Here is a 26,810-nt window from a genome sequence, read left to right on the forward strand (position 1 = left end):
CATTGTACCATATTTTGTCTGGTCATCAGCGACACGCCGCACAAACGATGCCGTGCTGAAAGGTGTAAAACGCCCTCTTTTCGCAAAAATAATCCGCTAAAACAGAGAGTAATGGCGGTCATGCTGGTGAATAGGTTATATGATTAGCCAAACATAACACTTCTTTTTATAGTGGAATCTGCGTTCATTAAAATTCACTATTTATTAACTATTCCTGCCTTAACACCGTCGCCTGGAACTAATACAAAAGGCTGATATTTATCCGCCGCAACTATAATTCCTGCGGCAAATGTAACAAAAAAAAGATGCAAGCGGCGGGGTTAAGCAGGTTATCGTGATAACAAGCGAGACTGCCAAAGAGGAAATTTAAGTTAGCGTAATTAATAATAGCGGCTTTATTTAGTATTTTTTGAATTCCTTACATTCCTGGCTATTGCACATCTGAATTTATGGCTCTATTATTAGGTCAACAAACCACCCCCCATTATAAGTTTGAGATTACTACAATGAGCGAAGCACTTAAAATTCTGAACAACATCCGTACTCTTCGTGCGCAGGCAAGAGAATGTACCCTTGAAACGCTCGAAGAAATGCTGGAAAAATTAGAAGTTGTAGTTAATGAACGTCGCGAAGAAGAAAGCGCTGCTGCTGCTGAAATCGAAGAGCGTACGCGTAAACTGCAACAATATCGTGAAATGCTGATTGCTGATGGTATCGATCCAAATGAATTGCTGAACAGCATTGCTGCTGCAAAAACCGGTACCAAAGCAAAACGCGCTGCCCGTCCTGCTAAATATAGCTATGTTGATGAGAACGGCGAAACTAAAACCTGGACCGGCCAGGGCCGTACTCCTGCTGTAATCAAGAAAGCTATGGATGAGCAAGGTAAACAGCTGGATGACTTCCTGATCAAGGATTAATCAAGCCGAATTCAGAAAAATCCCGCCTCTGGTGGGATTTTTTTGCCCGCAATTTATCACTAACATCCTCTTACACTCCGTCATAAAGCGTTATTTGGCTATTTAGTTTCGCTTACAAACAGGCTGGTCATGGCGTTTTATGGGCATAAAAAAACCGGTGGGCAGCGCCACACCGGTTTCATAGATTTACGCCTGGATTATTTCTTAATACCCATACTCTCTTTGAGCCAGCCTTTAAATTCTTCACCCAGCGTATTATGGCGAATGCCGTATTCAACGAACGCCTGCATATAACCGAGCTTATTACCGCAGTCATGGCTCTTACCTTTCATGTGGTAAGCCTCAACGGTCTCTTTCTCGATCAGCATATCAATGGCATCCGTCAGCTGGATTTCATCCCCTGCTCCTGGAGGCGTTTTCGCCAGCAGTGGCCAGATTTCAGCACTCAGGACATAGCGACCCACCACTGCCAGATTAGACGGCGCTACGTCGGCTTTAGGCTTCTCTACGACACCAACCATTGGCACGCTTTCGCCTGGCTCAAGGTTCACGCCCTTGCAGTCAACCACACCGTAAGCGGTCACGTCTTCAACTGGCTCAACCATAATCTGGCTGCAGCCCGTTTCGTCGAAGCGGTGGATCATCTCAGCCAGGTTGTCCTGGGAAAGATCGGATTCGTATTCATCCAGAATCACGTCAGGCAGAATAACCGCGACGGGCTCATCACCCACAACCGGGTGTGCACACATAACCGCGTGGCCCAGACCTTTAGCCAGCCCCTGACGAACCTGCATAATGGTGACGTGCGGAGGGCAAATAGACTGAACTTCTTCTAACAGCTGACGCTTAACGCGTTTTTCCAGCATGGCTTCGAGTTCAAAACTTGTATCGAAGTGGTTTTCGATAGAGTTTTTAGATGAATGCGTAACCAGCACAATTTCAGTAATGCCGGCCGCGATACACTCATTAACGACATACTGGATTAATGGCTTATCAACCAGAGGCAGCATCTCTTTAGGAATCGCCTTAGTTGCTGGTAACATCCTGGTCCCCAATCCCGCTACCGGGATGACGGCCTTTCTGACTTTCGAATTTAGGGCAGCCATTCAAATTCTCCTGAGCTGTTCAAGTTTTGAACTTTTATGCAATAAATAACGCGTTGAGTATATCAGCCTCGCCCCGCAGTCCGGGTCTGAAAAGAACGCGTTGCCGATGAATTAGGACAAATACGCATGAATCTGGGCAGCGATAGTAGCACTCCCGAGAAAACACAGGTAAAGCAATCTTAAAATTAAGATCCAATTGCTTATTCCGTGGACAACATTAAGCGAAGCCTTCCCCCGGCACCCCAAATTTGGCACTGCCAGGAAGAACAGCGATGGCTAATTTGATTTAGATACGCCGTTCCCAGTGTTCCAAGCGGCACCCCGTTGCTCACCTGAATATGGTGTTCCCCGGTATTCAGTGAAGCGTTGAGACCTGCAGAAACGAGGATAAGATTCTTTAAACCGCTATGGTAATAACCAACCAGCAGCGGGAACTGTCCGGGTAAATTGGCCTGACGAAAAAGCTGATTTACCTGTTTGAGTAAACTGCCTAACTCAGGGAGCCGTTGTCCCTGATGTGATAACTGTTCTTGCAATAATCCATTAAAGAGCGCGCGAAGTAACAATGCAGCTAATACGCCATTATCCCCTGCACGGGTTACGTCCAGAGAATAAAATGCGAGGTCGGAATCAGACAGAGGTGCAATATCCAGCACCAGCCCAGGCTGATCGGCCGCCACCAGCTGGCGATAGTTTACGCGGCAGTGGGAAATAGTTTGCTGAACGGGAGGCTGAAGTTCTTGCAACAATTTCGCCGCCGCTGGCGGATTACTCACCAGCGCGTCCCAGTCCTGAAAAAGGCGTTCCTCTTCCTCAACGCGGGAATTAAACATATTTGGATAAAGGCACGCTAATACCGTCTCACGTAACCGGTTCAGATCTTTGACGGGTTTCAGCAAAATATCCTGAACGCCAAGACGTAATGCTTTGGCAATATCCGCCATATTTTCTGTCGCGGAGATCACCAGAATGGGCATCTGGTCACCCTCGTTGCGCAGATGTTCAACCAGTTTCAGCCCATTCATTCGCGGCATCGCGATGTCGCAAATCATCAGATCGGGCGTAATACCGGTCATTTTTTCCAGCGCGTCGACACCATCTTCAGCCAGTAAAGTGTTTGCTCCCAGCGAGGATAACCACGAATCCAGTAGCGATCGGAAAACGGGCTCGTCTTCAACAATCAAAATGTGTTTTCCGGCCAATGGCTGCGTCATGGTTCCTCCCCTGGCTGACAGTTACTAAATAGTGGCATGCTATCGGCACTATCGCCTGTCAGATTTTGCTGAAGTAGTCAAAAAAGGTGCTTAACGTGCTGTTCGCACAAACGGCAGCAACTCGTCTATTTTCTTTTCGACGGCTAGCGAGCCCGCTGCGATGGCGGCCTCAGCCCGATGGAAATCAAGGGTAGAGATTTGCGGACAGTAAGGCTGAATAAGAATATCCGGAGGATCGCCAGCCATACGGTTACGTTTAAGGCGATTCTCAAGAACCTGAATTGAGGTGGTCATGATCTCCATGGCCGTCGGTGCGGCAACCGAGCGTCGTGCGGCCAGGCGACCAATTCTTCCGCGCAGGCGTTCATGCCAGGCAAGCTTTTCAACGTCGGCATCTTCGCTCTGCAGATTGACCGGCATAAGGTCTTGCTGCATCAGATGAGCGTCGTGCTGCAAATCAACGGCGATGACGATGTCCGCCCCCATGGCGCGCGTCAGAGAGATGGGAACCGGGTTCACGACGCCACCATCGACAAGCCAGTAACCGTTATGGGGCACGGGCGCCATAAGCCCAGGAATACTGCATGAAGCACGCACCGCAAGGTGAATATCCCCTTCGGTCAGCCAGAGTTCACGGCCTGTGCTGAGATTGGTTGCGACGGCGCCGAAAGGCATCCGGCAGTCAGTAAAGTCTTCGAGAGGCATCACCCGGCGGAACTGGTTAAAGACGCGTTCGCCGCGCAACAGCCCACCGCGCTGCCAGGAGAGATCCATCAGACGCAGCACGTCCCAATAGCTGAAGGAGCGCACCCAGGTTTCGAGATCCGGAAGCTTGCCGCACGCGTAGGCGGAGCCGACAAGCGATCCGATTGAACATCCTGCTACGATATCAACGTCAACGCCCATCTTGTTTAAGGCATTAATCACGCCGATATGAGACCATCCCCGGGCTGCACCTGATCCCAGCGCCAGTCCAATTTTAACCTTTCTCATTAGCCCTGTTTGACTTCCCCTGGATTCCTGACATAGCGTCAACGCAACTGCTCAGTTAACATAGTGCTACCCGAGGCGTTTTACGCCCTTATTTTTTGTTCCAGGAAGAGAATCGTGTCTCAACTCTGCCCCTGTGGTAGCGCTCTGGAGTATAGCCTATGTTGCCAGCGATATCTTTCTGGCAATCAGGTTGCACCGGATCCGTCACACCTCATGCGTTCACGGTATACTGCTTTTGTGATCAAAGACGCAGACTACCTGATAAAAACCTGGCACCCGTCCTGCCACGCCGCCGATTTCCGACAGGAGATCGAAGCCGGGTTCGCCAACACCCACTGGCTTGGGCTTACCGTGTTTGAATCTTCACCCGGTAGCCACCACGACGAAGGCTTTGTCAGCTTTGTTGCCCGTTTTACCGAGAACGCCAGGCCTGGCGCCATTATCGAGCGTTCCCGGTTCTTAAAGGAGAGCGGGCAATGGTATTATATTGACGGTACGCGTCCACAGTTTGGTCGTAACGATACCTGCCCTTGTGGTTCAGGAAAAAAATTCAAAAAGTGTTGCGGGCAGTAACGCCTGACAACCCAGACTTCGCAAATACAAACAGGATTTCCCGGCGATGCAATCATTACAACGTAAAGTTCTGCGCACTATCTGTCCCGATCAAAAAGGGCTGATCGCACGAATTACCAATATTTGCTACAAGCATGAACTGAATATCGTGCAGAACAACGAGTTCGTTGACCACCGTACCGGCCGCTTCTTCATGCGTACCGAACTGGAAGGCATTTTCAACGACACCACCCTGCTGGCCGATCTGGACAGCGCGCTGCCGGACGGTTCCGTGCGTGAGCTGAATCCTGCGGGCCGTCGTCGCATTGTGATTCTGGTGACGAAAGAAGCTCACTGCCTGGGCGATCTGTTGATGAAGGCCAATTACGGTGGCCTGGACGTAGAAATTGCCGCTGTTATTGGCAACCACGAAACTCTGCGCACGCTGGTTGAGCGTTTTGATATTCCGTTTGAGCTGGTGAGCCATGAAGGCCATACCCGTGAAGAGCACGACAACCTAATGGCTGCTGCCATTGAAGTGCATAACCCGGACTACGTGGTGCTGGCGAAATATATGCGCGTGCTGACGCCTTCCTTCGTCGCCCGCTTCCCGAACAAGATTATCAACATTCACCACTCGTTCCTGCCGGCCTTTATTGGCGCGCGGCCTTATCACCAGGCGTACGAGCGCGGCGTGAAGATCATCGGCGCAACCGCGCACTACGTGAATGACAATCTGGACGAAGGTCCAATCATCATGCAGGACGTGATTCACGTGGATCACACCTACACCGCAGAAGATATGATGCGCGCCGGACGTGACGTTGAGAAGAACGTGTTGAGTCGTGCCCTGTATCAGGTGCTGGCGCAGCGTGTCTTTGTCTACGGTAACAGAACCATCATTCTTTAATCTTTCGGAAAATGAATTGATTAGCTTTGCGCCTTTACGGATAAAAAGCAGGCAAACAGCTTCTTTTCCCTAAAGGAATGCTTTACAGGGGCGTCTCATTTGATATGATGCGCCCCGCTTCCAGCAGGAAGCAGGCCAGTAAAAAAGCATTACCCCGTGGTGGGGTTCCCGAGCGGCCAAAGGGAGCAGACTGTAAATCTGCCGTCATCGACTTCGAAGGTTCGAATCCTTCCCCCACCACCATCACTTTCAAACGACACTTAACAATCTGCTCGCACCGTGCATCATGTATTTCCGCAAGGGGAAGGATGAGAAGCTTCGACTAAGGTTCGATTCGAGCGCAGCGAGAAAGCGTTGCCGCAGGCAACGACCCGAAGGGCGAGGCGCAACGCGCCGAGTAATCCTTCCCCCACCACCATCACTTCAAAAAACCCGAACAAAATCGAACCGAGTCCGCCTTCGTAGGCCGGGTAAGGCGCAGCCGCCACCCGGCGACAGACGACTACATTGGCGGCAAACGACGCTTCACCGGCGAACTTTTCACAATCGACGTATTACATTGGGCATGCTCCGCCAGCCCGTCCAGCAGCGCATCCAGTTGTTCTATCGATCGCACCACCAGCCTAATCACAAAGCAGTCTTCCCCGGTCACCTTGTCGCTCTCAATACACTCCGGCATCGCCTGTATGTATTTATCCACCTTATGCAACAGCCCCGGCAAAGGCCGCACCCGTACCAGCGCCTGCAGCGTATACCCCAGCGCCGCGAGATTCACACGTGCGCCATACCCCTGAATCACACCGCGCTCTTCCAGCCGCTTCAGACGCTCTGCCGTGCTGGGTGAGGTCAGGCCAATGCGGCCGCTGAGCACCTTCAACGACATGCGCGCATCCTCAACCAGGCAGGCTAAAATTTGCCGATCGATATCATCAATAAGGTATTCCACTCGTTTCACCTAATTTAAAAATGCAGTTAACACCTTCAACCTTATCTCATCCCTGTAAAACCCAACAGCGATTTCCGACAATAGCGTTATTAATCAGGAGGTGAATAATGCGTGATTTACATAAAGGCGTCTGGCAGATGAGTCTGGCGATGTTAATTTCCGGCTCTATCGGCGCGTTTGTTTTGCTCAGCGGTCTGCCGGTGACGGAAGTGGTGTTCTGGCGCTGCCTTATTGGGGCAATAGCTCTTTTCATTTTTATCCGGGTAAGTCAAAAGCCCTTTAGCCCCCTCACCCGCACCACGCTGCTGCTGGCGATTCTCGGCGGTGTGGCATTAGTGGTGAACTGGCTGCTGCTCTTCGCAGCCTATGAGCGGATCTCTATTGGTCTTTCGACCGTGGTCTATAACACTCAGCCGTTTATGCTGGTCCTGATGGGGATGTTTTTAGGCGAGCGCGTCAGCGTGGTGAAATGGGGCTGGCTGTTCCTCGCCTTCGGCGGCGTGGTGATACTGCTCTCCAGCGAGCTGACCGGCACCCACGACACTAAATGGCTGGCGGGTATTGGTCTGGCAATGGCCGCGGCCTTCTTCTACGCGCTGACGGCAATCATTGCGCGCAAACTGAAAACAATCGCACCGCAGCATATTGCCTTTATTCAGGTGCTGACGGGCGTCGTGATGCTTCTGCCGTTTGCCAGCCGGCCGTCATTTTCCGGTGATTTTCCCTGGCCGATCCTGCTGACGCTCGGCATCGTCCATACCGGCATTATGTATCAGCTGCTCTACAGCGCGATTCAGAAGCTACCTACCCCCATTACCGGCTCCCTGTCGTTTATCTATCCGGTGGTGGCGATCGTTGTCGATAACCTGGTGTTCGGACACTCGCTGAACCTGACGCAGCTGGCGGGCGGCGCGTTGATCCTGTTTGCTGCAGCGGGCAACAACCTGGGCTGGGGCGAAAAAAAACCCCGCGAATGCGGGGTTGGTTTCAAGACGCTGAATTAGCGACGGGCACGCACAAACTGGTATTTGCGCGTCAGGTACTCCACCGGCGCGCTCCAGATGTGCACCAGACGGGAGAACGGGAACAGCACAAACAGCGTCATCCCCAGCACAAGGTGAACGCGGAAGATAAACGCCACGCCGTCCAGGTGCTCAGACGCTCCGCCGTGGAAGGTCACGACGGACTGCGCCCACCCCACCAGCTTCATCATTTCACTGCCGTCCATATGCTGCGCAGAGAATGGAATAGTCAGCAGACCCAGCGCGCATTGTACCATCAGCAGGGTGAGGATCAGGATGTCCGCTGCAGTGGTGGTTGCACGCACGCGCGGGCTGAACAGACGACGTTTCAGCAGCAGCAGCCCCCCCACCAGGGTCATCACACCGCAGGCACCGCCGGCGATCATCGCCATCTTCTGCTTCACTTCAATCGGCAGCCACGCTTCGTACATCCAGTGCGGCGTCAGCATCCCAAGGAAGTGACCTGCAAAAATCCCCAAAATACCGATGTGGAACAGGTTAGACGCGACGTGCATCCCTTTGCGATCCAGCATCTGGCTGGAGGCAGCACGCCAGGTGTACTGACCATAGTCATAGCGTAGCCAGCTTCCCACCAGGAACACGGTGCCCGCGATATACGGGTAAATGTCAAAGAAGAACATATTCAGGAAGTGCATTAGTGCCGTCCTCCGTTAGAGATATTCAAATATTGCGGGGCAACCGCGCCGGCAAAACGACGCTGGTGAGCGGAGATTTCAGACTCGCCGCAGTTCTGGTCAGCAAAGAATTTCACCTGCTCTTCTTCCCAGACCGCATCCAGCGCTTGCGGGGTATCGTCCCGGGCTTCATCCGCGATTTTCTCCGCCACTTTTTCACTGTCTACAGAGGCGTTCGCCAGCTTCACCAGCAGATCGAACAGTACGGCATAGCGGCTCTCACGCTGCTGTAGACGCGCGCCGAGCAGCGCAAGAATCGGGGCGATATCCTGCAGACCGCCCAGCGCCTCTTCTTTCGGCAGCTGCGCCAGATACTCCAGGTACAGCGGCAGGTGGTCCGGCAGCTCGCGGCTGTCGAGCTGCAGGCCGTGCTGCTCGTACTGAGCCATCAGGTCCACCATCGCCTGACCGCGGTCGCGGGATTCCCCGTGAACGTGTTCAAACAGCAGCAGCGACGTCGCGCGCCCGCGGTCAAACAGCTGGCTGTAGTCCGCCTGCGCGTCGAGCAGATCGCGTGCCAGCAGATCGCGGAGGAAAACGCCAAGCCGCTGGGCATCCTCTTTATCCAGGTTTTCAGATGACGCGAGTGCATCAAAGAGTTCCTGTTGATGCTGCGCAAGCGCAGCATCCGGGTACTCGAGCAGACGCGAAACAATGATGAGTTCAATCATTGGTGCGGCTCCGTTTTGCTGGTCACATCCATGGCGTCGATGCGGCGGCTGTTGAACAGGTTGAATTTACTGTCTGACCCGTGGCAACCGTCGCCAAAGGTAAAGCCACACCCGCTTTTCTCCGGGAAGGCCTCGCGGGCCAGCTCGCGGTGGCTGCTTGGCACCACGAAACGATCTTCGTAGTTAGCGATTGCCAGATAGCGGTACATCTCCTGCGCCTGCGCTTCGGTCAGGCCGACCTCTTCCAGCGCGCGGGTATCGTTCACGCCGTCAACGGTTTCCGCACGTTTGAAGTGGCGCATCGCCAGCATACGTTTCAGCGCCAGCAGTACCGGCTGGGTATCACCGGCGGTCAGCAGGTTGGCCAGGTACTGAACCGGGATACGCAGGCTTTCCACGTCAGGCAGAATGCCGTTGCTGCCCAGCTCGCCCGCGTCAGCCGCAGACTGAATCGGAGACAGCGGCGGCACGTACCAGACCATCGGCAGGGTGCGGTATTCCGGGTGCAGCGGCAGGGCCAGCTTCCAGTCCATAGCCATTTTGTACACCGGAGACTGCTGCGCGGCGTCGATGACGCTCTGCGGAATGCCGTCTTTCAGCGCCTGCTCAATCACCTTCGGATCGTTCGGGTCGAGGAATACGTCCAGTTGACGCTGATAGAGATCTTTCTCATTCTCGGTGCTTGCGGCATTCTCAATCGCGTCCGCGTCGTACAGCAGCACGCCGAGGTAACGAATACGACCTACGCAGCTCTCGGAGCAGACGGTCGGCATACCGGCTTCAATACGCGGGTAGCAGAAGATGCACTTCTCTGACTTACCGCTCTTCCAGTTGAAGTAGATTTTTTTGTACGGGCAGCCGGTGATGCACATGCGCCAGCCGCGGCACTTGTCCTGGTCGATCAGCACGATGCCGTCTTCTTCACGCTTGTAGATGGCACCGCTCGGGCAGGTCGCGACGCACGCCGGGTTCAGGCAGTGTTCGCACAGGCGCGGCAGATACATCATGAAGGTGTTTTCGAACTGGCCGTACATCGCCTTCTGCATGTTCTCGAAGTTCTGGTCTTTGGCGCGCTTTTCGAACTCGCCGCCCAGAATTTCTTCCCAGTTTGGACCGCTGGTAATTTTGTCCATGCGCTGACCAGTGATCAGCGAGCGAGGGCGGGCGATCGGCTGGTGTTTGCTTTCCGGCGCGTTGTGCAGGTTCTGGTAGTCGTAATCAAACGGCTCGTAATAATCCTCAATGCCCGGCAGGTGCGGGTTAGCGAAGATTTTACCCAGCAACATTGCGCGGTTACCCATGCGCGGCTGCAGCTTGCCGTTGATTTTGCGGATCCAGCCGCCCTTCCACTTCTCCTGGTTTTCCCAGTCGGTCGGGAAGCCGGTGCCCGGCTTACTTTCCACGTTGTTGAACCAGGCGTACTCCATACCTTCGCGGCTGGTCCAGACGTTTTTACAGGTCACTGAACAGGTGTGGCAGCCGATGCACTTATCCAGATTCAGCACCATGCCGACTTGTGAACGAATTTTCATTTTACGCTCTCCTGTACCTGGTCATTACCTTCGCCGTCTAACCAGTTAATATTCTTCATCTTACGTACCACCACGAACTCATCGCGGTTCGATCCTACGGTGCCGTAGTAGTTAAAGCCGTAGGCCAGCTGCGCATAGCCACCGATCATGTGGGTCGGCTTCGGCGTAATACGGGTCACGGAGTTGTGAATACCGCCGCGCTGCTCGGTGATCTCTGAACCCGGCAGGTTCACGATACGTTCCTGCGCGTGGTACATCATGGTCATCCCGGCCGGTACGCGCTGGCTCACCACCGCACGCGCCGTCAGGGCGCCGTTGCTGTTGAACACTTCAATCCAGTCGTTATCTTCGATACCTAAGTCTTTGGCGTCCGCTTCGCTCATCCAGACAATCGGACCACCGCGCGACAGGGTCAGCATCAGCAGGTTGTCGCTGTAGGTGGAGTGGATACCCCACTTCTGGTGCGGCGTCAGGAAGTTCAGCGCCTTCTCAGGGTTACCGTTCGATTTCGCGCCCATAACTGCGGTTACGGAGCGGGTGTCGATTGGCGGACGGTACACCAGCAGGCTTTCACCGAAGTCGCGCATCCACTGGTGGTCCTGATACAGTGACTGACGACCGGAAAGCGTGCGCCATGGGATCAGCTCGTGAACGTTGGTATAACCAGCGTTATAGGACACATGCTCATCTTCCAGACCAGACCAGGTCGGGCTGGAGATAATCTTGCGCGGCTGGGCCTGGATATCGCGGAAGCGGATTTTCTCTTCCTCTTTATTCTTCGCCAGATGCGTGTGGTCGCGACCGGTAAATTCACTCAGGGCCGCCCACGCTTTCACCGCCACGTGGCCGTTGGTTTCCGGTGCCAGGGTCAGGATCATCTCCGCCGCATCAATTGCCGTGTTGAGCATTGGCTGGCCTTTGGCCGGGCCGTCTGCTTTGGTGTAATTGAGCTTGCGCAGCAGGTCCATTTCGCTCTGGGTGTTCCAGGCGATGCCTTTGCCGCCGTTACCGATTTTCTCCATCAGCGGGCCGATGGAGGTAAAGCGCTCGTAGGTTGCCGGGTAATCACGTTCAACCGGAATGATGTGCGGCGCGGTCACGCCCGGGATCAGGTCGCATTCGCCTTTTTTCCAGTCCTTCACGTCAAGCGGCTGCGCCAGTTCGGCAGCGGAGTCGTGCTGGATTGGCAGCGTCACCACGTCGGTCTCTTTGCCCAGGTGACCTACGCAGACTTCGGAGAATTTCTTCGCGATGTCTTTGTAGATATCCCAGTCGCTTTTCGATTCCCACGCCGGGTCAACGGCGGCAGACAGCGGATGAATAAACGGATGCATGTCCGAGGTATTCATGTCGTCTTTTTCGTACCAGGTGGCGGTTGGCAGCACGATATCGGAGTACAGGCAGGTGCTGGACAGACGGAAGTCCAGCGTCACCACCAGATCCAGCTTGCCGTCCAGACCGTTGTCTTTCCACTCCACTTCTTCTGGCTTCACGCCGCCCTGCTTGCCGAGGTCTTTACCCTGAATACCGTTCTCGGTGCCCAGCAGGTATTTCAGCATGTACTCGTGACCTTTACCGGACGAGCCCAGCAGGTTGGAGCGCCAGATGAACAGGTTGCGCGGATGGTTTTTGCCGTTCTCAGGCTGTTCTGCCGCGAAGCGGATGGAGCCTTCCTTCAGGGATTTGACGGTGTAATCCACCGGTGACATGCCCGCTTGCTTCGCCTCTTGTGCAATGCGCAGCGGGTTAGTGCCCAGCTGCGGCGCAGACGGCAGCCAGCCCATGCGTTCAGCGCGCACGTTGAAATCAATCAGGTGGCCGCTGTAGCGGGATTTATCCGCCATCGGCGACAGCAGTTCCTGCGCAGTAACCGTCTCGTAGCGCCACTGGCTGGAGTGGTTATAGAAGTAGGAGGTGCTGTTCATGTGACGTGCCGGACGCTGCCAGTCGAGGGCAAACGCCAGCGGCTGCCAGCCGGTCTGCGGACGCAGTTTTTCCTGGCCCACGTAGTGCGCCCAGCCGCCGCCGCTCTGACCGACGCAGCCGCAGAAGATCAGCATGTTGATCAGGCCGCGATAGTTCATATCGAGGTGATACCAGTGGTTCAGACCGGCACCCACGATGATCATCGAGCGACCGTGGGTCTTGTCGGCGTTTTCAGCAAACTCGCGGGCGATACGAACGATCTGCGCGCGCGGTACGCCGGTGATCTGCTCCGCCCAGGCCGGGGTGTAGGCCTTCACGTCGTCATAGCTGGTTGCGCAGTTTTCGTCGTTCAGACCGCGCTCCAGGCCGTAGTTCGCCATGGTCAGGTCATAGACGGTGGTGACCAGCGCGGTAGAACCGTCGGCCAGCTGCAGGCGCTTAACCGGCAGCTTGTGCATCAGCACGTTTTTCAGTTCAACCTTGTTGAAGTGCTCGGAACCTTCACCGCCAAAGTACGGGAAGCCAACCTCGGCGATCTCGTCCTGGCTGCCCAGCATGCTGAGGCGCAGCTCCGTCTCTTCACCGGTGGTGCTGTTGCGCTGCTCAAGGTTCCACTTGCCCTTCTCGCCCCAGCGGAAGCCGATAGAGCCGTTTGGCGCCACCAGCTCGCCGTTGCTGTTATAGGCAACGGTTTTCCACTCTGGGTTGTTTTCCTGGCCCAGCGCGTCCACCAGATCGGCGGCGCGCAGCGTGCGGCCCGCGGCATAGTAGCCCTCACGCTCTTCCAGCATCACCAGCATCGGCATGTCGGTGTAGCGACGCACGTAGTCGGTGAAATACTGGCTCGGTTTGTCGAGGTGGAATTCGCGCAGCATGACGTGGCCCATCGCCATCGCCATCGCGGCATCGGTACCCTGTTTAGGTGCCAGCCACAGGTCGCACAGCTTGGCGATTTCCGCGTAGTCCGGGGTGACCGCAACGGTTTTGGTCCCTTTGTAGCGGACTTCGGTAAAGAAGTGCGCGTCCGGGGTACGGGTCTGCGGAACGTTAGAGCCCCAGGCGATGATGTAGCTGGAGTTGTACCAGTCGGCGGATTCCGGCACGTCGGTCTGCTCACCCCAGGTCTGCGGTGACGCTGGCGGCAGGTCACAGTACCAGTCGTAGAAGCTCAGGCAGGTCCCGCCGATAAGCGACAGGTAGCGCGCGCCGGAAGCGTAAGAGACCATCGACATCGCCGGGATTGGCGAGAAGCCCGCCACGCGGTCAGGACCGTAGGTTTTTACGGTATAGACGTTGGAGGCGGCAATCAGCTCGTTCACCTCTTTCCAGGAAGAACGAACGAAACCGCCGCGACCGCGCGCCTGCTTGAAGCTTTTCGCTTTGTCGGCATCTTCAATGATAGAGGCCCACGCATCTACCGGGTCGCTGTGCTGCACTTTCGCTTCACGCCACATTTTCATCAGGCGTTTGCGCATCAGCGGATATTTCAGACGGTTGGCGCTGTAGAGATACCAGGAGTAGCTGGCCCCGCGCGGGCAGCCGCGCGGTTCATGGTTCGGCATATCCGGACGGGTGCGCGGATAGTCGGTCTGCTGCATTTCCCAGGTCACCAGACCGTTTTTAACGAAAATCTTCCAGCTACATGAGCCAGTGCAGTTTACGCCGTGGGTAGAACGGACGACTTTGTCATGCTGCCAGCGCTGGCGGTAACCGTCTTCCCAGTCCCGGTTGGTATCCAGAACCTGGCCGTGCCCATCGGCAAAAGTTTCACCCTTCTGTTTGAAGTAGCGAAACCGGTCCAAAAATTTGCTCATCGGGTATCTCCTGTATGGAGCCTGTGGCTCTCTAAATCGACATTGCTGATTTGCAGCGAAGGTAACGCCCTGAAAGAGGAGGAGAATTGATAACGATCAAGACGAAGAGGGTCTGTAAAAGGAGGGGTTAGACCAAATACCACCAAAGCGGTATATTTTTAAAACGAATAAATAAATGATTTATAAAGATATTTATTATTCATCGTACAATAACCCCGGCAAAATTTAACATCTCAGGTATTAAGGGGTAGACATACCTGCAAAGCGATGGCGATCACAGTGTTACCCGCAGATGACTGCGGTAAAAGCTTTCAGTATGTTGTAACTATTATTCAGTCGAAAAAAAACGCGGCCCGAAGGCCGCGTTAACGGATAATCACACTTACTTATTTTTCTTGGTATTACGGCCATATACCAGCCACGTAATCACGACGCAGGCGATATAGAAGACGAGGAAGACTTTCATGGCGCCAGCCGGAGAGCCGGTCAGGTCAAGCGAGATGCCGAACGCTTTCGGAATAAAGAAGCCGCCAATTGCGCCAATAGCCGAGATAAAGCCCAGGGCCGCGGCCGTATCCGTCGCCGCTTCACGCATGGCCTGCTCTTCGCTTCCGCCCTGCGCTTTCACGCGATCCATCGTCAGCTTGCGGAAGATAACGGAGATCATCTGGAAGGTAGAAGCACTCCCCAACCCGGCCGTCAGGAACAGCACCATAAACACGCCGAAGAAGGCAAAGAAGTTACCGCCCTGCCCGTCAGAAGGCAGCGTCAGGAACAGCAGCGCGCAGAAGACTGCCATCACAATAAAGTTCACCAGCGTAACGCGAGTCCCGCCCAGACGGTCGGAGATCATGCCGCCCAGCGAACGCGCCAGTGCGCCAATGAACGGACCGAAGAAGGCGAATTGCAGGATCTGCACGTCCGGGAACTGGGTTTTCGACAGCATGGCAAAGCCCGCTGAGAAGCCGATAAACGAACCGAAGGTAGCCAGATACAGCAGCGCCATCACCCAGAGGTGTCCACGCTTCAGCACCGGAAGCTGCTCGCTCAGGGATGCCTTCGACGCGCTCAGATCGTTCATAAAGAACCACGCAGCGAGGGTGAAGACCACCAGGAACGGGACCCAAATCCAGGCCGCGTTCTGCAGGTAGAGGGAAGAACCATCCGCCTGCTCAACGCCGCCGCCACCGAAGGCGGCAAAAATAGAAATAGAGATCGCCAGCGGCGCAATCAACTGCATCACGCTTACGCCCATGTTGCCCAGACCGCCGTTAATACCCAGCGCGCCGCCCTGTTTCGCTTTCGGGAAGAAGAAGCTGATGTTCGCCATGCTGGAGGCGAAGTTAGCGCCGGCGAAACCGCACAGCAGGGAGATAATCACGAACACGCTGAACGGCGTGGAGGTATCCTGCACCGCGAAGCCTAGCCACACGCAAGGGACGATCATGATGCCCGTACTGAACGCCGTCCAGCGACGGCCACCGAATACCGGGACCATAAACGCGTAAGGGACACGCAGCAGCGCGCCAGACAGCGACGGCAATGCGGTAAGCATAAACAGCTGATCGGTCGTGAACGTAAACCCTACTTTCGGCAGGTTTACCGCGACCGCGCTAAACAACATCCATACGCAAAACGCTAAAAGCAGACATGGAACGGAAATCCACAGATTCCGGCTTGCTACACGATGGCCGCGCTGTTGCCAGAACGCCGGATCCTCTGGACGCCAGTCTGTAATAACGGCACCATTTTCCCTTTCGGGAGCGGATGAGTGACTCATAGACACCTCTGATTCTCGAATGATGCTGCAAACATTAGGGTTTTAGGGCTGCGGTAAGTTGATATAAATCAAAGGAAAAGTGCGGGGATTTGCGGCGCAAAAAAAGGGGTTATCCTTAGTGAGTAGGATAATTCGGTAAAAAAGACGTGGTTTTTCACTGCACTGAAGGTTCCTTGCTACCACCGCTTCTTCACCTATACTCCGTTGGCAATTTAGGGGTAATCCTTTATTGGTATGGGTATACTCCAGGGTATGCACCAGAATAGCGCCATTCCTGCAAGCAGGCCACGTCAGGAGCCCGGCAACTCTATGTTAAAAAGATGTTTATCACCGCTGACTCTCGTCAATCAGCTAGCCCTGATTGTTTTGCTGTCTACCGCCCTTGGCGTGGCCGGCATGGCGATTTCCGGCTGGCTGGTACAAGGGGTACAGGGTAATGCACATGCCATCAACGAGGCAGGTTCTCTACGCATGCAGAGTTATCGTCTGCTGGCGTCGGTCCCCCTGACGCAGGACGATCGGCCCTTAATTGATGAAATGGAGCGCACGGCCTTCAGCCCCGAACTGGAAAACGCCGCCATCCGCGCCGGCCAGCAGTCCCAGCTTAAAGCCCTGCAGGGCTACTGGCACACCCAGCTGGAACCCGGTCTGAAACAGGCGCGCAGCACCGAAACCGTTGCGCAGGACGTAGCGGGTTTCGTCTCCCGCATTGACGCGCTGGTCTCCTCTTTCGACCAAACCACCGAATTACGCATCGACCGGGTGGTAATGGTACACCGTGCCATGGCGCTGTTTATGGGCCTGCTGCTGATCTTCACCATTATCTGGCTCCGGGCGCGGCTGCTGAATCCCTGGAAACAGCTGCTGGCGATGGCGCGCGCCGTAACGAACAGAGATTTTACCCAGCGCACGCACATCAGCGGCCGCAACGAGATGGCCATGCTCGGCCAGGCGCTGAACACCATGTCGGCGGAGCTCTCCGAAAGCTACGCGGTGCTGGAGCAGCGCGTACAGGAAAAAACCGCCGGGCTGGAGCAGAAAAATGAGATCCTCTCCTTCCTGTGGCAAGCCAACCGTCGGCTGCACATGCAAGTGCCGCTATGTGAACGCCTTTCGCCGGTGCTGAACGGCCTGCAAAATCTGACCCTGCTGCATGACCTGGAGCTGCGGGTTTACGATGTGGAAGATGAAGATAATCATCAGGAGTTTACCTGTCAGTCCGACATGTCCTGCGATGATAAAGGCTGCCACCTGTGCCCACGCGGCCTGCCGCTGCAGGCTTCTGGCGGCACTACCCTTAAGTGGCGGCTGACGGACAGCCACACCCAGTACGGTATTCTGCTGGCCACCCTGCCAGCCGGACGCCATCTGAGCCACGACCAGCAGCAGCTGGTGGACACCCTGGTTGAACAGCTAACGGCCACGCTGGCGCTCGACAGGCACCAGGAAAAACAGCAGCAGCTGATCGTCATGGAAGAGCGCGCGACCATCGCGCGCGAGCTCCACGACTCTATCGCCCAGTCGCTCTCCTGTATGAAAATGCAGGTGAGCTGCCTGCAGATGCAGGACGCGGAAATGCCGGAAAGCAACAAACAGCTGCTGAGCCAGATCCGCAACGAGCTGAACACCTCCTGGGTACAGCTGCGCGAGCTGCTGACCACCTTCCGCCTGCAGCTGACCGAGCCGGGGCTGCGCCCGGCGCTGGAATCCAGCTGCCAGGAATTTAGCGCCCGGCTTGGCTTCCCGGTGAAGCTGGATTACCAGCTGCCGCCGCGGTTTGTCCCTTCCCATCAGGCGATTCATCTGCTGCAGATCGCCCGCGAAGCGCTGAGCAACGTGCTCAAACACGCTGAAGCGACAGCGGTTACGGTTACCGTCAGCCAGCACGCTAATCAGGTCAGGCTGACGGTTCATGACAACGGTCGCGGCGTGCCGGAAAATGCCGAACGCACTAACCACTATGGTTTAATTATTATGCGAGACCGCGCCCAAAGCCTGCGCGGTGATTGCCAGGTTCGACGGAGAGAGACGGGTGGCACGGAAGTTGTGGTCACCTTTATTCCCGAAAAACCGCTTACAACTGCTCAAGGAGAAACCCATGACTAATCAGGAACCGGCATCCATCCTGTTGATCGACGACCATCCGATGCTGCGTACTGGCGTAAAACAGCTGGTCAGCATGGCACCCGACATTACCGTGGTGGGCGAAGCCAGCAACGGTGAACAGGGGATTGAGCTGGCCGAATCCCTCGATCCGGATCTGATCCTGCTCGATCTCAACATGCCCGGCATGAACGGTCTGGAAACCCTCGACAAGTTGCGCGAGAAATCCCTTTCCGGTCGCGTGGTGGTCTTTAGCGTCTCCAACCACGAAGAGGATGTGGTCACGGCGCTGAAGCGCGGCGCGGATGGCTATCTGCTGAAGGATATGGAGCCGGAAGACCTGCTCAAGGCGCTGCAGCAGGCCGCCGCAGGCGAGATGGTGCTGAGCGAGGCCCTGACGCCGGTGCTGGCCGCCAGCCTGCGGGCGAACCGCGCCACCTCTGACCGCGACGTCAGCCAGTTAACGCCGCGCGAACGCGATATTCTGAAGCTGATTGCCCAGGGCCTGCCGAACAAAATGATTGCCCGCCGCCTGGATATCACCGAAAGCACGGTTAAAGTGCACGTGAAGCATATGCTCAAGAAAATGAAGCTAAAATCCCGCGTTGAAGCCGCGGTGTGGGTCCATCAGGAACGTATTTTTTAAGCATTACTCATCCGGCAGCAGCTTCCAGCGCGGGTCGTCGTCAGGTAATGCGACCAGCGGCTGCACCACAGCGAGCGTGATCTCATTGGATGAGACGCGCTGGCCCTTCGCATCTTCCACCACCGCCGAGAGATGCCAGCGGTTTGTCGCCCCTTCAGCGTCATTCCAGGCAGGCATGATCACGCTCCAGCCGTCGGTGCTGTCACTTTTCCCCGGGGACGTCAGGCTCAATGCCTGGGTATCACCCTGCCAGTGGATCTGACGAATTCCGTGAGTGCTGCGAACCTGCAGCTTCAGCATGACGGTTTCGCCCCCTTTGAGATCCCACGGCGGGGTTGCCAGCCAGACGGAGAGCGTTTTACGCTGGCGGAACTCCATCACCGGCAGGCTGTTACGCTCCGGCGAGTCATACCGGCTTCCGCGCAGGGATCGCGTGGCCGCGACCTCTCCGGCGGAGAGCTGCTTAACCAGCGGCACGCCGAAGCGATAGTTGAGCTTCAGCCCGAGGTTATTCTGGCTCTCTCCGCTTTCGCCCTGCTTATGCCCGGCGGTCAGCGTCACCAGCGGCACGGGGGTATAGTTAAGCCCGAGATTGACCGCCACCGGGTTGTGATACCCGGTTCCGCTGTTGAAGAGGTCAACGTTGTCGCCAAAATATTGCTCAAAGCTGACGCTGGTGTTCAGGTGATGAAACCACGGCAGCCAGGCTTTGGCGGTCACGTCATATCCCCGCGCCATGCGCTGCTCCTGGACGTCAGAGCTGTCGCGCCAGCCGGCAAAAGGCTGATAATAGTTAGCCGACAGGCGCAGATTTTCTCCCCATACCTCCGCGCCGAGCCCGGCACGCTGCAGGTTCTCATCCAGCAGGTTATCGTAAAAGGTGTTGTAGCCCAGCAGCCATTTTCCGGCCACCCAGCGCTGGCCGATTCCGGCGTTACTGACCAGGCCATCCGTCTGCTGCGTCAGGCCGAGCTGGCTCCAGCTCAGGTAACGGTTGTTATCGTTCCAGGGGATAAACCAGCTCCCGCTGCTGCCGTTGAATTTCCCGTCGTTATCCACCAGCAAATTGACGCTGGCATTCCCCCAGGGCGACAGCAAGGATTCAATCTGCTGGTTCACCTCGCCGCTCACCGCGTCGCGCACCTGACCAAAGGCAAACTGCCGCGCCTGCTGGCCCGTAGTCAGGCCGTTGTCGGTCATACTGGCTTCACCAAAGGCTTTCGCCATTTCGGCGAGATGCTTTTCCCCCTCCCCGGTGGGGGCTGCCATACCGAGATCGGGGAGATTATCCCCGTTATTATCAAAGGGATTTTGTGCCTGCTGGATAAAGGAATTCGGCGCACCGTGAACGGCTCCGGCTGTAACGAGGGAGAGTAAAACCAGCGTTCGGAAAGGGGGAGAAACAGTCATCAATGTCGTAAGAATTACCCGGTGCTTACGTAAGAACACCAGATACCTTAACGTGATTTCTCCCTCTTTGCAGCTTTACGGGGAATTTTCCGGAATTTCCTGAAACATTGTTTTGAGCTCAGGCACGCACGAACCGCAGTTCGTGCCGCACCGTAGCATCGCCCCCAGCGCGGTAACGGAACCGCAGCCTCCGGCAATCGCCTCCCGTATCGCGTTTTCTCCAACGCTGAAACAGCTGCAGATGATGCGCCCCGGATCTGTAACCTTCCCCACGCCCTGCCCGTTCAGCAGCGCATGGCGCTCAGCGGGCGTCGAGGGTGGTGACTGAAAAGCGGCTTCTATCACCGGGTGCGCCAGATCGGGCAAGGCGGTGCCTTCCCAAAAACCCAGCATCAGATGGCCGTTATGCCAGGCCAGTACGCTGCTGCGTTCCCCGGTTTGCGCAACCTGCAGCTGCCAGCCCCGGCCGCTGGCATAGTCCATGACCCACGACAGCAGCGGCTTATCACCCGCTATCGTCATTCGCGAGGCTTTACGCCACCAGTGAACCGAAGAGGGGATTTCCGGCCATTCCCGGGCATAGAGCTCCCCCTGCCAGGCGGGCTGCCAGGGCATGATTCTGACGGCGGTTTGCTTACTCTCCGGCTGCCCGGAAGCCGGATCGACGCGCACTTCCACCAGCGCGTTAACCTTTCCCTGGCGGGCAAACTCAGCGTTCCAGTGCATAGGAGCAAACGCTTCGCCTTCCCGTATTCCGTCGCTGATTCGTACTCTGGCCACCATCACGCCGCGCGGCGAGCCGATCCGCGCCAGCTGGCCGTCGCACAGTGAAAACCGAATGGCGTCTGCGGCGCAGACCTCAACAAACGGCTCCGCGATATGCTGCATCAGCCGGGGCACGTATCCCGTACGGGTCATGGTGTGCCACTGGTCGCGGATACGGCCAGTGTTGAGGATCACCGGGTATAGCGCGGTAGCCGTCGCGCCGTGCGGCAGCGGATCGACAGGCACTACGTTTCGGCGCGGTAAATTCCCCGTCGGCCACTGGTACGGCTCAAGCGTCTCCCACGCTTCACGGGTTAACCCCGCCAGTTCCTGAAGGTTCAACGCCCGCGCGCCGTCATTTTCAAACGCCGTCAGCGCCGCATGTTCGCAAAAAATCTCCTGCGAATGTTGCCAGGCAAAGGCCTCGCCGTAGCCCAGCCGTTTTGCAATCTGAGCCACGATCCACCAGTCCGGCTTCGCCTCACCCGGCGCGGGCAGAAACGCGCGCTGGCGCGAAATGCGCCGCTCGGAATTGGTCACCGTGCCGTCCTTCTCCCCCCAGCCCAGCGCCGGAAAACGGATATGGGCGAACCGGCTGGTGTCGGTATCTTTCATCACCTCAGAGACAATCACCAGCGGACAGGCCGCCAGCGCCTGACACACCGCGTGGCTGTCCGGCAGCGACACGGCAGGATTGGTGCCCATGATCCACACCGCCTTCACCTCGCCGCGGGCGATGGCGTCAAACAGCTCCACCGCCATCAGCCCCGGCGTCTGCGCCAGCCGTTCCGTTCCCCAGAAACGCGCCACCCGCGAAAGATCGTCCGGCTCGAAGCTCATATGCGCCGCCAGCTGGTTCGCCAGCCCGCCCACTTCCCGTCCGCCCATGGCGTTTGGCTGTCCGGTCAGCGAAAACGGGCCGCAGCCCGGACGGTTGAACTTCCCGCTGGCAAGATGCACGTTAATGATGGCGCTGCACTTGTCGCTGCCGCTGGAGGACTGGTTGATCCCCATGGTGTAGAGCGTAATGGCGCGAGGCACGGTAACAAACCAGTCGTAAAAGGTACCAATATCCTCTGCCGGAAGGTCGCAAAACGCCGCCACGCGGTCAATCGGCCACTCATCGGTGCCCTGGATCAGATTGAGCAACCCCACAAACAGCCCGGCATCGCTGCCGGGTTTAAGCGCCAGATGCAGGTCGGCAATATCGCAGGTAGCGGTTTTACGCGGGTCAATCACCACCACCTTCATCTGCGGGTTGTTGTGCTTTGCCTGCACCAGACGCTGATAGAGCACCGGATGCGTCCAGGCCGCGTTTGAGCCCACCAGCACCACCAGATCGCTGTTTTCCACATCCTCGTAGCTGCACGGCACCACGTCTTCGCCAAAGGCGCGCCTGTAGCCCACCACCGCCGAGGACATGCAGAGCCGGGAGTTGGTATCGATGTTCGCCGCGCCGATAAACCCTTTCATCAGCTTGTTGGCGGCATAGTAGTCCTCGGTTAATAGCTGGCCGGAGGCGTAAAACGCCACCGCCCGTGGCCCCCATGTGTCGATGATCTCCCGCAGTCGCTCGCCCGCCGCGTTCAGCGCCTGGGACCAGTCCACCTCAAGTCCATCGACAACGGGGTACAGCAATCGCCCCTGCAAACCCGTCGTCTCCCCCAGGGCCGATCCTTTCACGCACAGGCGGCCAAAGTTTGCAGGGTGGGTGTCGTCCCCCCGAACGCTGACCGCTCCATCCTCCACACTGGCGATCACGCCGCAGCCGACCCCGCAGTAGGGGCACGTTGTCCTGGTTTCCGTCATGAGGCCTCCGCGCGCATCACCAGCTCTTCGTTGCCGACCCACACCTTGCCATTTTCAATTTTGACCGGCCAGGCGCGCACCGCGGGTTCGCCACTCTCCACCTGACAGCCGTCGCGCAGGCGAATGCGCTGCTTGTAGAGCGGAGAAATAACGACCGGTTCGCCCGCCGCATCGCCGAGGATGCCGCGTGACAGCACATTCGCACTGCTGCCCGGCTCCAGGTCGTCCAGGGCATAAACAGTTTGACCAAAGCGGAACAGCGCGATCGGTTTACGGCCAAGACGCGCGCCAATGCCCGCCTGCTCCGGGATATCGTCAATGCCGCAGATTTCCTGCCAGCGCTTGCTTTCGTCCGACGGCGCGACGTTCACCGCGGTGCGGAACAGCGCCAGTCGGTCAGGATCGTTGAGCGTGGTTTGCCATTCGCAATGGTACGTCTCGACTACCCGGGCCATCTCCTGCTCCAGCTCGTGGGCGATGCCCAGGCTGTCGTTGAGGATCACCTCACGCAGATAGTCGAGGCCGCCCTCCAGGTTGTCCATCCAGGTGCTGGTGCGCTGCAGGCGATCCGCCGTGCGGATGTAGAACATCAGGAAACGGTCGACGGTGCGGATCAGCGTTTCGTCATCCAGATCGCTGGCGAAGAGATCCGCATGGCGAGGCTTCATCCCGCCGTTGCCGCACAGATAGAGGTTCCAGCCTTTGTCCGTGGCAATCACCCCCACGTCCTTGCTCTGCGCCTCCGCGCACTCGCGGGTGCAGCCGGAAACGGCCATTTTGATTTTGTGCGGGGCACGCAGGCCCTTGTAGCGGTGCTCCAGCCTGACCGCGAGACCAGTGGAATCCTGCACGCCGTAGCGGCACCAGGTCGACCCGACGCAGGATTTCACCGTGCGCAGGGATTTCCCGTAAGCGTGCCCGGTTTCAAACCCGGCCTCCACCAGCGCCTGCCAGATCTCAGGCAGCTGTTCCAGGGTGGCGCCAAACAGGTCGATACGCTGCCCGCCGGTGATTTTGCTGTACAGACCGTAGCGTTTCGCAATCTGGCCGATGGCGATCAGCCCGTCGGCGGTCACTTCTCCTGCGGGCATGCGCGGCACGATGGAATACGTCCCGTCCTTCTGAATATTGGCGAAGTAGCGGTCGTTGGTGTCCTGCAATGGCAGATGCGCCGGCTTCAGCAGGTATTCGTTCCAGCAGGAGGCCAGCACTGACCCCACCAGCGGCTTACATATTTCGCACCCGTGCCCCTGACCGTAGCGGCTGATGAGCTGGTCAAAGGTGCGGATATGGTTGACGCGCACCAGATGGTAAATCTCCTGGCGCGAGTACGGGAAGTGTTCGCAGATGTCCTTTTTCACCTCCACGCCCTGCTCGGCAAGCTGGAACTCCATCACCTGCTTCACCAGCGCGCTGCAGCCCCCGCAGCCGGTCGCCGCTTTGGTGCACTGCTTAACGGCGCCGATATCCGCTGCGCCCGCGCTCACCGCCCGGCAGATATCGCCTTTGCTGACGTTATGACACGAACAGATCTGCGCGCTTTCCGGCAGCGCCGCCACGCCCAGCGCTTTTGGCGCGCTGCCTGACAATGCGGGTAGTATCAGCGTTTCCGGCTCTTTCGGCAGGCTTATGCCGTTAAGCATCATCTGCACCAGCGTGGCGTATTCGCTGGCATCGCCCACCAGCACGCCGCCGAGCAGCGTTTTTCCGTCGTGGCTGACCACGATTTTCTTGTAGATTTGCTGCGGGCCGTGCGTCCACTGGTAGCTTAGCGCCCCCGGCGTGCGCCCGTGAGCATCGCCAAACGACGCCACGTCCACGCCGAGCAGCTTGAGCTTAGTGCTCATATCTGCCCCGGTGAAGGTTTTATCTTCGCCCGCGAGCGCGGCGGCGGCCACGCGCGCCATCTGGTAGCCCGGCGCCACCAGGCCAAAGATTTTCCCCTCCCACAGGGCGCATTCACCGATGGCAAACACGTTCGAATCGGAGGTCCGGCAGGCGTCATCAATGCAGATCCCGCCGCGCTCGCCGACAGCCAGCCCGCTGCTGCGCGCCAGCGCGTCCTGAGGACGAATACCGGCAGAGAAGACTACCATGTCCGTTTCCAGCTGTTCACCGTCGGCGAAGCGCAGCACCAGCCCGTCGTCCGTCGCAGCAATTTCCGTGGTGGCTTTACTGGTGTGAACGCCAACGCCCAGCGCCTCGATTTTCCTGCGCAGCATCGCCGCACCGTCATTATCAAGCTGCACCGCCATCAGATTGGGCGCAAACTCCACCACGTGCGTTTCCAGCCCGAGTTGCTTGAGGGCATTCGCCGCCTCCAGCCCGAGCAGGCCGCCGCCAATCACCACGCCACGACGCGAGCCCGCCGCGCGGGCCGCTATGTTGTCCAGGTCGTCAAGGGTGCGGTAGACAAAGCAGCCCGGCAGATCGTTGCCCGGTACCGGCGGTACGAACGGGTATGAGCCGGTCGCCAGCACCAGCTTGTCCCAGTGGGTCTCATGCCCGCTGGCGGTACGCACCACGCGCGCGTCGCGATCGATAGCGACGATCTGCTGCGAGAGGCGCAGCTCAATGCCGTTATCGGCAAAGAACTCCCCCTCCACCAGCGAGAGCGACGCCGCGCTTCGGCCGCCAAAGTATTCCGACAGATGCACGCGGTCATAGGCGGCATAGCGCTCCTCACCAAAGACAACGATCTGATACTGCTGATGCAGATTGCGGTTAACGCAGTCTTCGAGAAAATGATGGCCGACCATACCGTGCCCAACCACCACCAGAGTAGGTTTTGTCATAGCGTTCTGTCCTGCAACCTGCGGTTGCGTAGTGAAACGATCGAACAGCCAGTCCGCGCGTGCGGGCGCAGCCGTTGCCAGTAAATCGGTAAATGTTGCCGCGCTGCGGCAGTCGCCCATCAGCAGCACGCCAGCCAGCGCACCCTGATGGATCAGTAACCGACGATAGTGACGGGTTAGCGGATCCCAGGAACTCCAGACCACATCATCCTCTTGCACCGCCGTGCGCCCGAGACTGAACAGCTCCACGCCGGTCACCTTGAGGCGCACGCCGTTGTCGGTGAGGGCAAACGGCGCGGCTGTGTCACCCGCCAGCCGCGCGGCGAGAATATCCGCCTGCGTCATACAGGGGGCGACCAGGCCAAAGGTCTGGCCGTCAATTTCGCAGCACTCGCCAATGGCGTAGATACTTGGTACGGAGGTCCGCATCTGGCTATCCACCACGATGCCGCGCGCGCAGCGAACACCGCTGGCCTGCGCCAGTGCGACGTTGGGCTGCACGCCTGTCGCCAGCACCACGCGCGCGGCGGCGACGCGGCGTCCGTTGAGCAGCGTCACGCTATTCCCTTTAATCCCCGCGATGCCGGAGGCGAGTTCAGAGCGCACGCCCCGCGCCGCCAGCGCCTCTTCAAGCAGTACGCCCGCCTGCTGGTCCAGCTGCTGCTCCATCAGCCACGGGCCGCGATGAACGAGCGTGACGTTGTCACCTGAACGAGCCAGCGCTGCCGCCGTCTCTACGCCGAGCACGCCGCCCCCCAGCACCACCGCCGGACCGGCGATCGCCTGAATGGCGCGGGTATTCTCCAGGGTACGGAACGTGAAAACGTGCGGCGCATCGCCCCCAGGAATCGGCGGCACAAACGGCGTTGACCCGGTGGCAAATACCAGCGCATCCCAGCCCAGCGTGCGGGCGGTGGTTTGCACTTCCCGCGCGTCCACGTTCACGGCGAGTGCCTTTTCGCCCCGCAGCACCGTCACGCCGCGCTCCTGGTACCAGTGGTCATCCTGAAGGCAGATGCCCGCAGCCGTTTTTTCACCCCCCAGCACCGGCGAAAGCTGGATGCGGTTATAGGCATGCTCCGGCTCGTCACCGATGACGGTGATAGCGAACCGACCGGAAGCTCGCCCGGTGAGCGAAGCAATCAGCCGGGTTGCCGCCATGCCATTCCCGATAATGACCAGTCGCATCAACGCCCCCTCG

Annotated in this window: 18 protein-coding genes, 1 tRNA gene and 1 other RNA gene; 8 read left to right on the forward strand and 12 right to left on the reverse strand. The window is 57.5% G+C overall.

The features are described 5' to 3' along the window. Nucleotides 1–506 precede the first annotated feature (506 nt). Nucleotides 507–920 (forward strand): histone-like nucleoid-structuring protein H-NS, encoded by a 414-nt coding sequence (gene hns / locus IM314_RS03130; protein WP_028013434.1) that lies wholly within the window; start codon nt 507–509, stop codon nt 918–920. Nucleotides 921–1,117: 197 nt separating this feature from the next. Here hns and galU read toward each other — a convergent pair whose 3' ends face one another. The 3 genes from galU to rssA form a co-directional block, all read right to left on the reverse strand. Further along, a complete protein-coding gene (gene galU, locus IM314_RS03135; protein ID WP_028013435.1) occupies nt 1,118–2,026 on the reverse strand; it encodes a UTP--glucose-1-phosphate uridylyltransferase GalU in 909 nt (302 codons plus the stop codon). A 200-nt stretch (nt 2,027–2,226) separates the two neighbouring features. Next, nucleotides 2,227–3,240 (reverse strand): two-component system response regulator RssB, encoded by a 1,014-nt coding sequence (gene rssB, locus IM314_RS03140; protein ID WP_028013436.1) that lies wholly within the window; start codon nt 3,238–3,240, stop codon nt 2,227–2,229. A gap of 90 nt (nt 3,241–3,330) precedes the next feature. After that, nucleotides 3,331–4,233 (reverse strand): patatin-like phospholipase RssA, encoded by a 903-nt coding sequence (rssA, locus tag IM314_RS03145; RefSeq protein WP_028013437.1) that lies wholly within the window; start codon nt 4,231–4,233, stop codon nt 3,331–3,333. 114 nt (nt 4,234–4,347) lie between these two features. Here rssA and IM314_RS03150 point away from each other — a divergent pair, with 114 nt between their 5' ends. The 4 genes from IM314_RS03150 to IM314_RS03165 all read left to right on the forward strand — a co-directional run bounded on the left by IM314_RS03150 (nt 4,348) and on the right by IM314_RS03165 (nt 6,113). Then, nucleotides 4,348–4,806: a YchJ family protein gene (locus IM314_RS03150; RefSeq protein WP_041909602.1), complete on the forward strand. Its 459-nt coding sequence runs from the start codon at nt 4,348–4,350 to the stop codon at nt 4,804–4,806. 46 nt (nt 4,807–4,852) lie between these two features. Further along, nucleotides 4,853–5,695: a formyltetrahydrofolate deformylase gene (gene purU, locus IM314_RS03155; protein ID WP_041909600.1), complete on the forward strand. Its 843-nt coding sequence runs from the start codon at nt 4,853–4,855 to the stop codon at nt 5,693–5,695. A 158-nt stretch (nt 5,696–5,853) separates the two neighbouring features. Next, nucleotides 5,854–5,938: transfer RNA gene (locus IM314_RS03160), tRNA-Tyr, on the forward strand. A 44-nt stretch (nt 5,939–5,982) separates the two neighbouring features. Further along, nucleotides 5,983–6,113, forward strand: a non-coding RNA gene (locus IM314_RS03165) — RtT sRNA. Nucleotides 6,114–6,197: 84 nt separating this feature from the next. On the opposite strand, the gene IM314_RS03170 is transcribed toward IM314_RS03165, so the two are convergent. Continuing rightward, complete coding sequence (locus IM314_RS03170) at nt 6,198–6,641, reverse strand: Lrp/AsnC family transcriptional regulator (RefSeq protein WP_041909598.1); 444 nt, start codon at nt 6,639–6,641, stop codon at nt 6,198–6,200. A gap of 107 nt (nt 6,642–6,748) precedes the next feature. On the opposite strand from IM314_RS03170, the gene IM314_RS03175 reads away from it, so the two are divergent. After that, entirely contained in the window at nt 6,749–7,645 is an 897-nt protein-coding gene (locus tag IM314_RS03175) for a DMT family transporter (RefSeq protein WP_041909596.1), read from the forward strand. Here the strand turns inward: IM314_RS03175 and narI are convergent. From narI to IM314_RS03200, 5 genes are all read right to left on the reverse strand, one after another. After that, entirely contained in the window at nt 7,642–8,319 is a 678-nt protein-coding gene (gene narI, locus IM314_RS03180; RefSeq protein ID WP_193358147.1) for a respiratory nitrate reductase subunit gamma, read from the reverse strand. The two genes, IM314_RS03175 and narI, sit on opposite strands and share 4 nt — an antisense overlap. Beyond that, nucleotides 8,319–9,029 (reverse strand): nitrate reductase molybdenum cofactor assembly chaperone, encoded by a 711-nt coding sequence (gene narJ, locus IM314_RS03185; RefSeq protein ID WP_045630577.1) that lies wholly within the window; start codon nt 9,027–9,029, stop codon nt 8,319–8,321. The genes narI and narJ overlap by 1 nt, the downstream gene beginning before the upstream one ends. Beyond that, nucleotides 9,026–10,561: a nitrate reductase subunit beta gene (narH, locus tag IM314_RS03190; RefSeq protein WP_028013444.1), complete on the reverse strand. Its 1,536-nt coding sequence runs from the start codon at nt 10,559–10,561 to the stop codon at nt 9,026–9,028. The genes narJ and narH overlap by 4 nt, the downstream gene beginning before the upstream one ends. Continuing rightward, nucleotides 10,558–14,301, reverse strand: coding sequence for a nitrate reductase subunit alpha (locus IM314_RS03195; protein WP_041909592.1), 3,744 nt, complete (start codon nt 14,299–14,301; stop codon nt 10,558–10,560). The genes narH and IM314_RS03195 overlap by 4 nt, the downstream gene beginning before the upstream one ends. A gap of 382 nt (nt 14,302–14,683) precedes the next feature. Continuing rightward, the gene (locus IM314_RS03200; RefSeq protein WP_193358146.1) at nt 14,684–16,081 is read right to left on the reverse strand and encodes a NarK family nitrate/nitrite MFS transporter; all 1,398 of its coding nucleotides are present in this window, start codon (nt 16,079–16,081) and stop codon (nt 14,684–14,686) included. 309 nt (nt 16,082–16,390) lie between these two features. Between IM314_RS03200 and narX the strand changes: the two genes are divergently transcribed. Next, nucleotides 16,391–18,187 carry a nitrate/nitrite two-component system sensor histidine kinase NarX gene (gene narX / locus IM314_RS03205; RefSeq protein WP_032644884.1) on the forward strand — a complete coding sequence of 599 codons (1,797 nt, stop codon included), beginning with the start codon at nt 16,391–16,393 and terminating at the stop codon, nt 18,185–18,187. Further along, entirely contained in the window at nt 18,180–18,830 is a 651-nt protein-coding gene (narL, locus tag IM314_RS03210) for a two-component system response regulator NarL (protein ID WP_003856701.1), read from the forward strand. The genes narX and narL overlap by 8 nt, the downstream gene beginning before the upstream one ends. 3 nt (nt 18,831–18,833) lie before the next feature. Here narL and IM314_RS03215 read toward each other — a convergent pair whose 3' ends face one another. The 3 genes from IM314_RS03215 to nirB form a co-directional block, all read right to left on the reverse strand. Beyond that, nucleotides 18,834–20,240 (reverse strand): YchO/YchP family invasin, encoded by a 1,407-nt coding sequence (locus IM314_RS03215; RefSeq protein ID WP_193358145.1) that lies wholly within the window; start codon nt 20,238–20,240, stop codon nt 18,834–18,836. A 75-nt stretch (nt 20,241–20,315) separates the two neighbouring features. Continuing rightward, complete coding sequence (locus IM314_RS03220; RefSeq protein ID WP_193358144.1) at nt 20,316–22,814, reverse strand: nitrate reductase; 2,499 nt, start codon at nt 22,812–22,814, stop codon at nt 20,316–20,318. Next, a complete protein-coding gene (nirB, locus tag IM314_RS03225; protein ID WP_193358143.1) occupies nt 22,811–26,797 on the reverse strand; it encodes a nitrite reductase large subunit NirB in 3,987 nt (1,328 codons plus the stop codon). Before nirB ends, IM314_RS03220 begins: the two co-directional genes overlap by 4 nt. Nucleotides 26,798–26,810: the final 13 nt, after the last annotated feature.

This window comes from Enterobacter cloacae complex sp. P42RS (assembly GCF_014930595.1).
In the GTDB taxonomy this organism is placed as follows: Bacteria; Pseudomonadota; Gammaproteobacteria; order Enterobacterales; family Enterobacteriaceae; genus Enterobacter; species Enterobacter bugandensis.

What these genes read in the sequence shown, in the direction of transcription:
- hns (WP_028013434.1), top strand. Translation starts at nt 507, where the DNA reads ATGAGCGAAGCACTTAAAATTCTGAACAACATCCGTACTCTTCGTGCG.
- galU (WP_028013435.1), bottom strand. Translation starts at nt 2,026, where the DNA reads ATGGCTGCCCTAAATTCGAAAGTCAGAAAGGCCGTCATCCCGGTAGCG.
- rssB (WP_028013436.1), bottom strand. Translation starts at nt 3,240, where the DNA reads ATGACGCAGCCATTGGCCGGAAAACACATTTTGATTGTTGAAGACGAG.
- rssA (WP_028013437.1), bottom strand. Translation starts at nt 4,233, where the DNA reads ATGAGAAAGGTTAAAATTGGACTGGCGCTGGGATCAGGTGCAGCCCGG.
- purU (WP_041909600.1), top strand. Translation starts at nt 4,853, where the DNA reads ATGCAATCATTACAACGTAAAGTTCTGCGCACTATCTGTCCCGATCAA.
- IM314_RS03175 (WP_041909596.1), top strand. Translation starts at nt 6,749, where the DNA reads ATGCGTGATTTACATAAAGGCGTCTGGCAGATGAGTCTGGCGATGTTA.
- narI (WP_193358147.1), bottom strand. Translation starts at nt 8,319, where the DNA reads ATGCACTTCCTGAATATGTTCTTCTTTGACATTTACCCGTATATCGCG.
- narJ (WP_045630577.1), bottom strand. Translation starts at nt 9,029, where the DNA reads ATGATTGAACTCATCATTGTTTCGCGTCTGCTCGAGTACCCGGATGCT.
- narH (WP_028013444.1), bottom strand. Translation starts at nt 10,561, where the DNA reads ATGAAAATTCGTTCACAAGTCGGCATGGTGCTGAATCTGGATAAGTGC.
- IM314_RS03195 (WP_041909592.1), bottom strand. Translation starts at nt 14,301, where the DNA reads ATGAGCAAATTTTTGGACCGGTTTCGCTACTTCAAACAGAAGGGTGAA.
- IM314_RS03200 (WP_193358146.1), bottom strand. Translation starts at nt 16,081, where the DNA reads ATGAGTCACTCATCCGCTCCCGAAAGGGAAAATGGTGCCGTTATTACA.
- narX (WP_032644884.1), top strand. Translation starts at nt 16,391, where the DNA reads ATGTTAAAAAGATGTTTATCACCGCTGACTCTCGTCAATCAGCTAGCC.
- narL (WP_003856701.1), top strand. Translation starts at nt 18,180, where the DNA reads ATGACTAATCAGGAACCGGCATCCATCCTGTTGATCGACGACCATCCG.
- IM314_RS03215 (WP_193358145.1), bottom strand. Translation starts at nt 20,240, where the DNA reads ATGACTGTTTCTCCCCCTTTCCGAACGCTGGTTTTACTCTCCCTCGTT.
- IM314_RS03220 (WP_193358144.1), bottom strand. Translation starts at nt 22,814, where the DNA reads ATGACGGAAACCAGGACAACGTGCCCCTACTGCGGGGTCGGCTGCGGC.
- nirB (WP_193358143.1), bottom strand. Translation starts at nt 26,797, where the DNA reads ATGCGACTGGTCATTATCGGGAATGGCATGGCGGCAACCCGGCTGATT.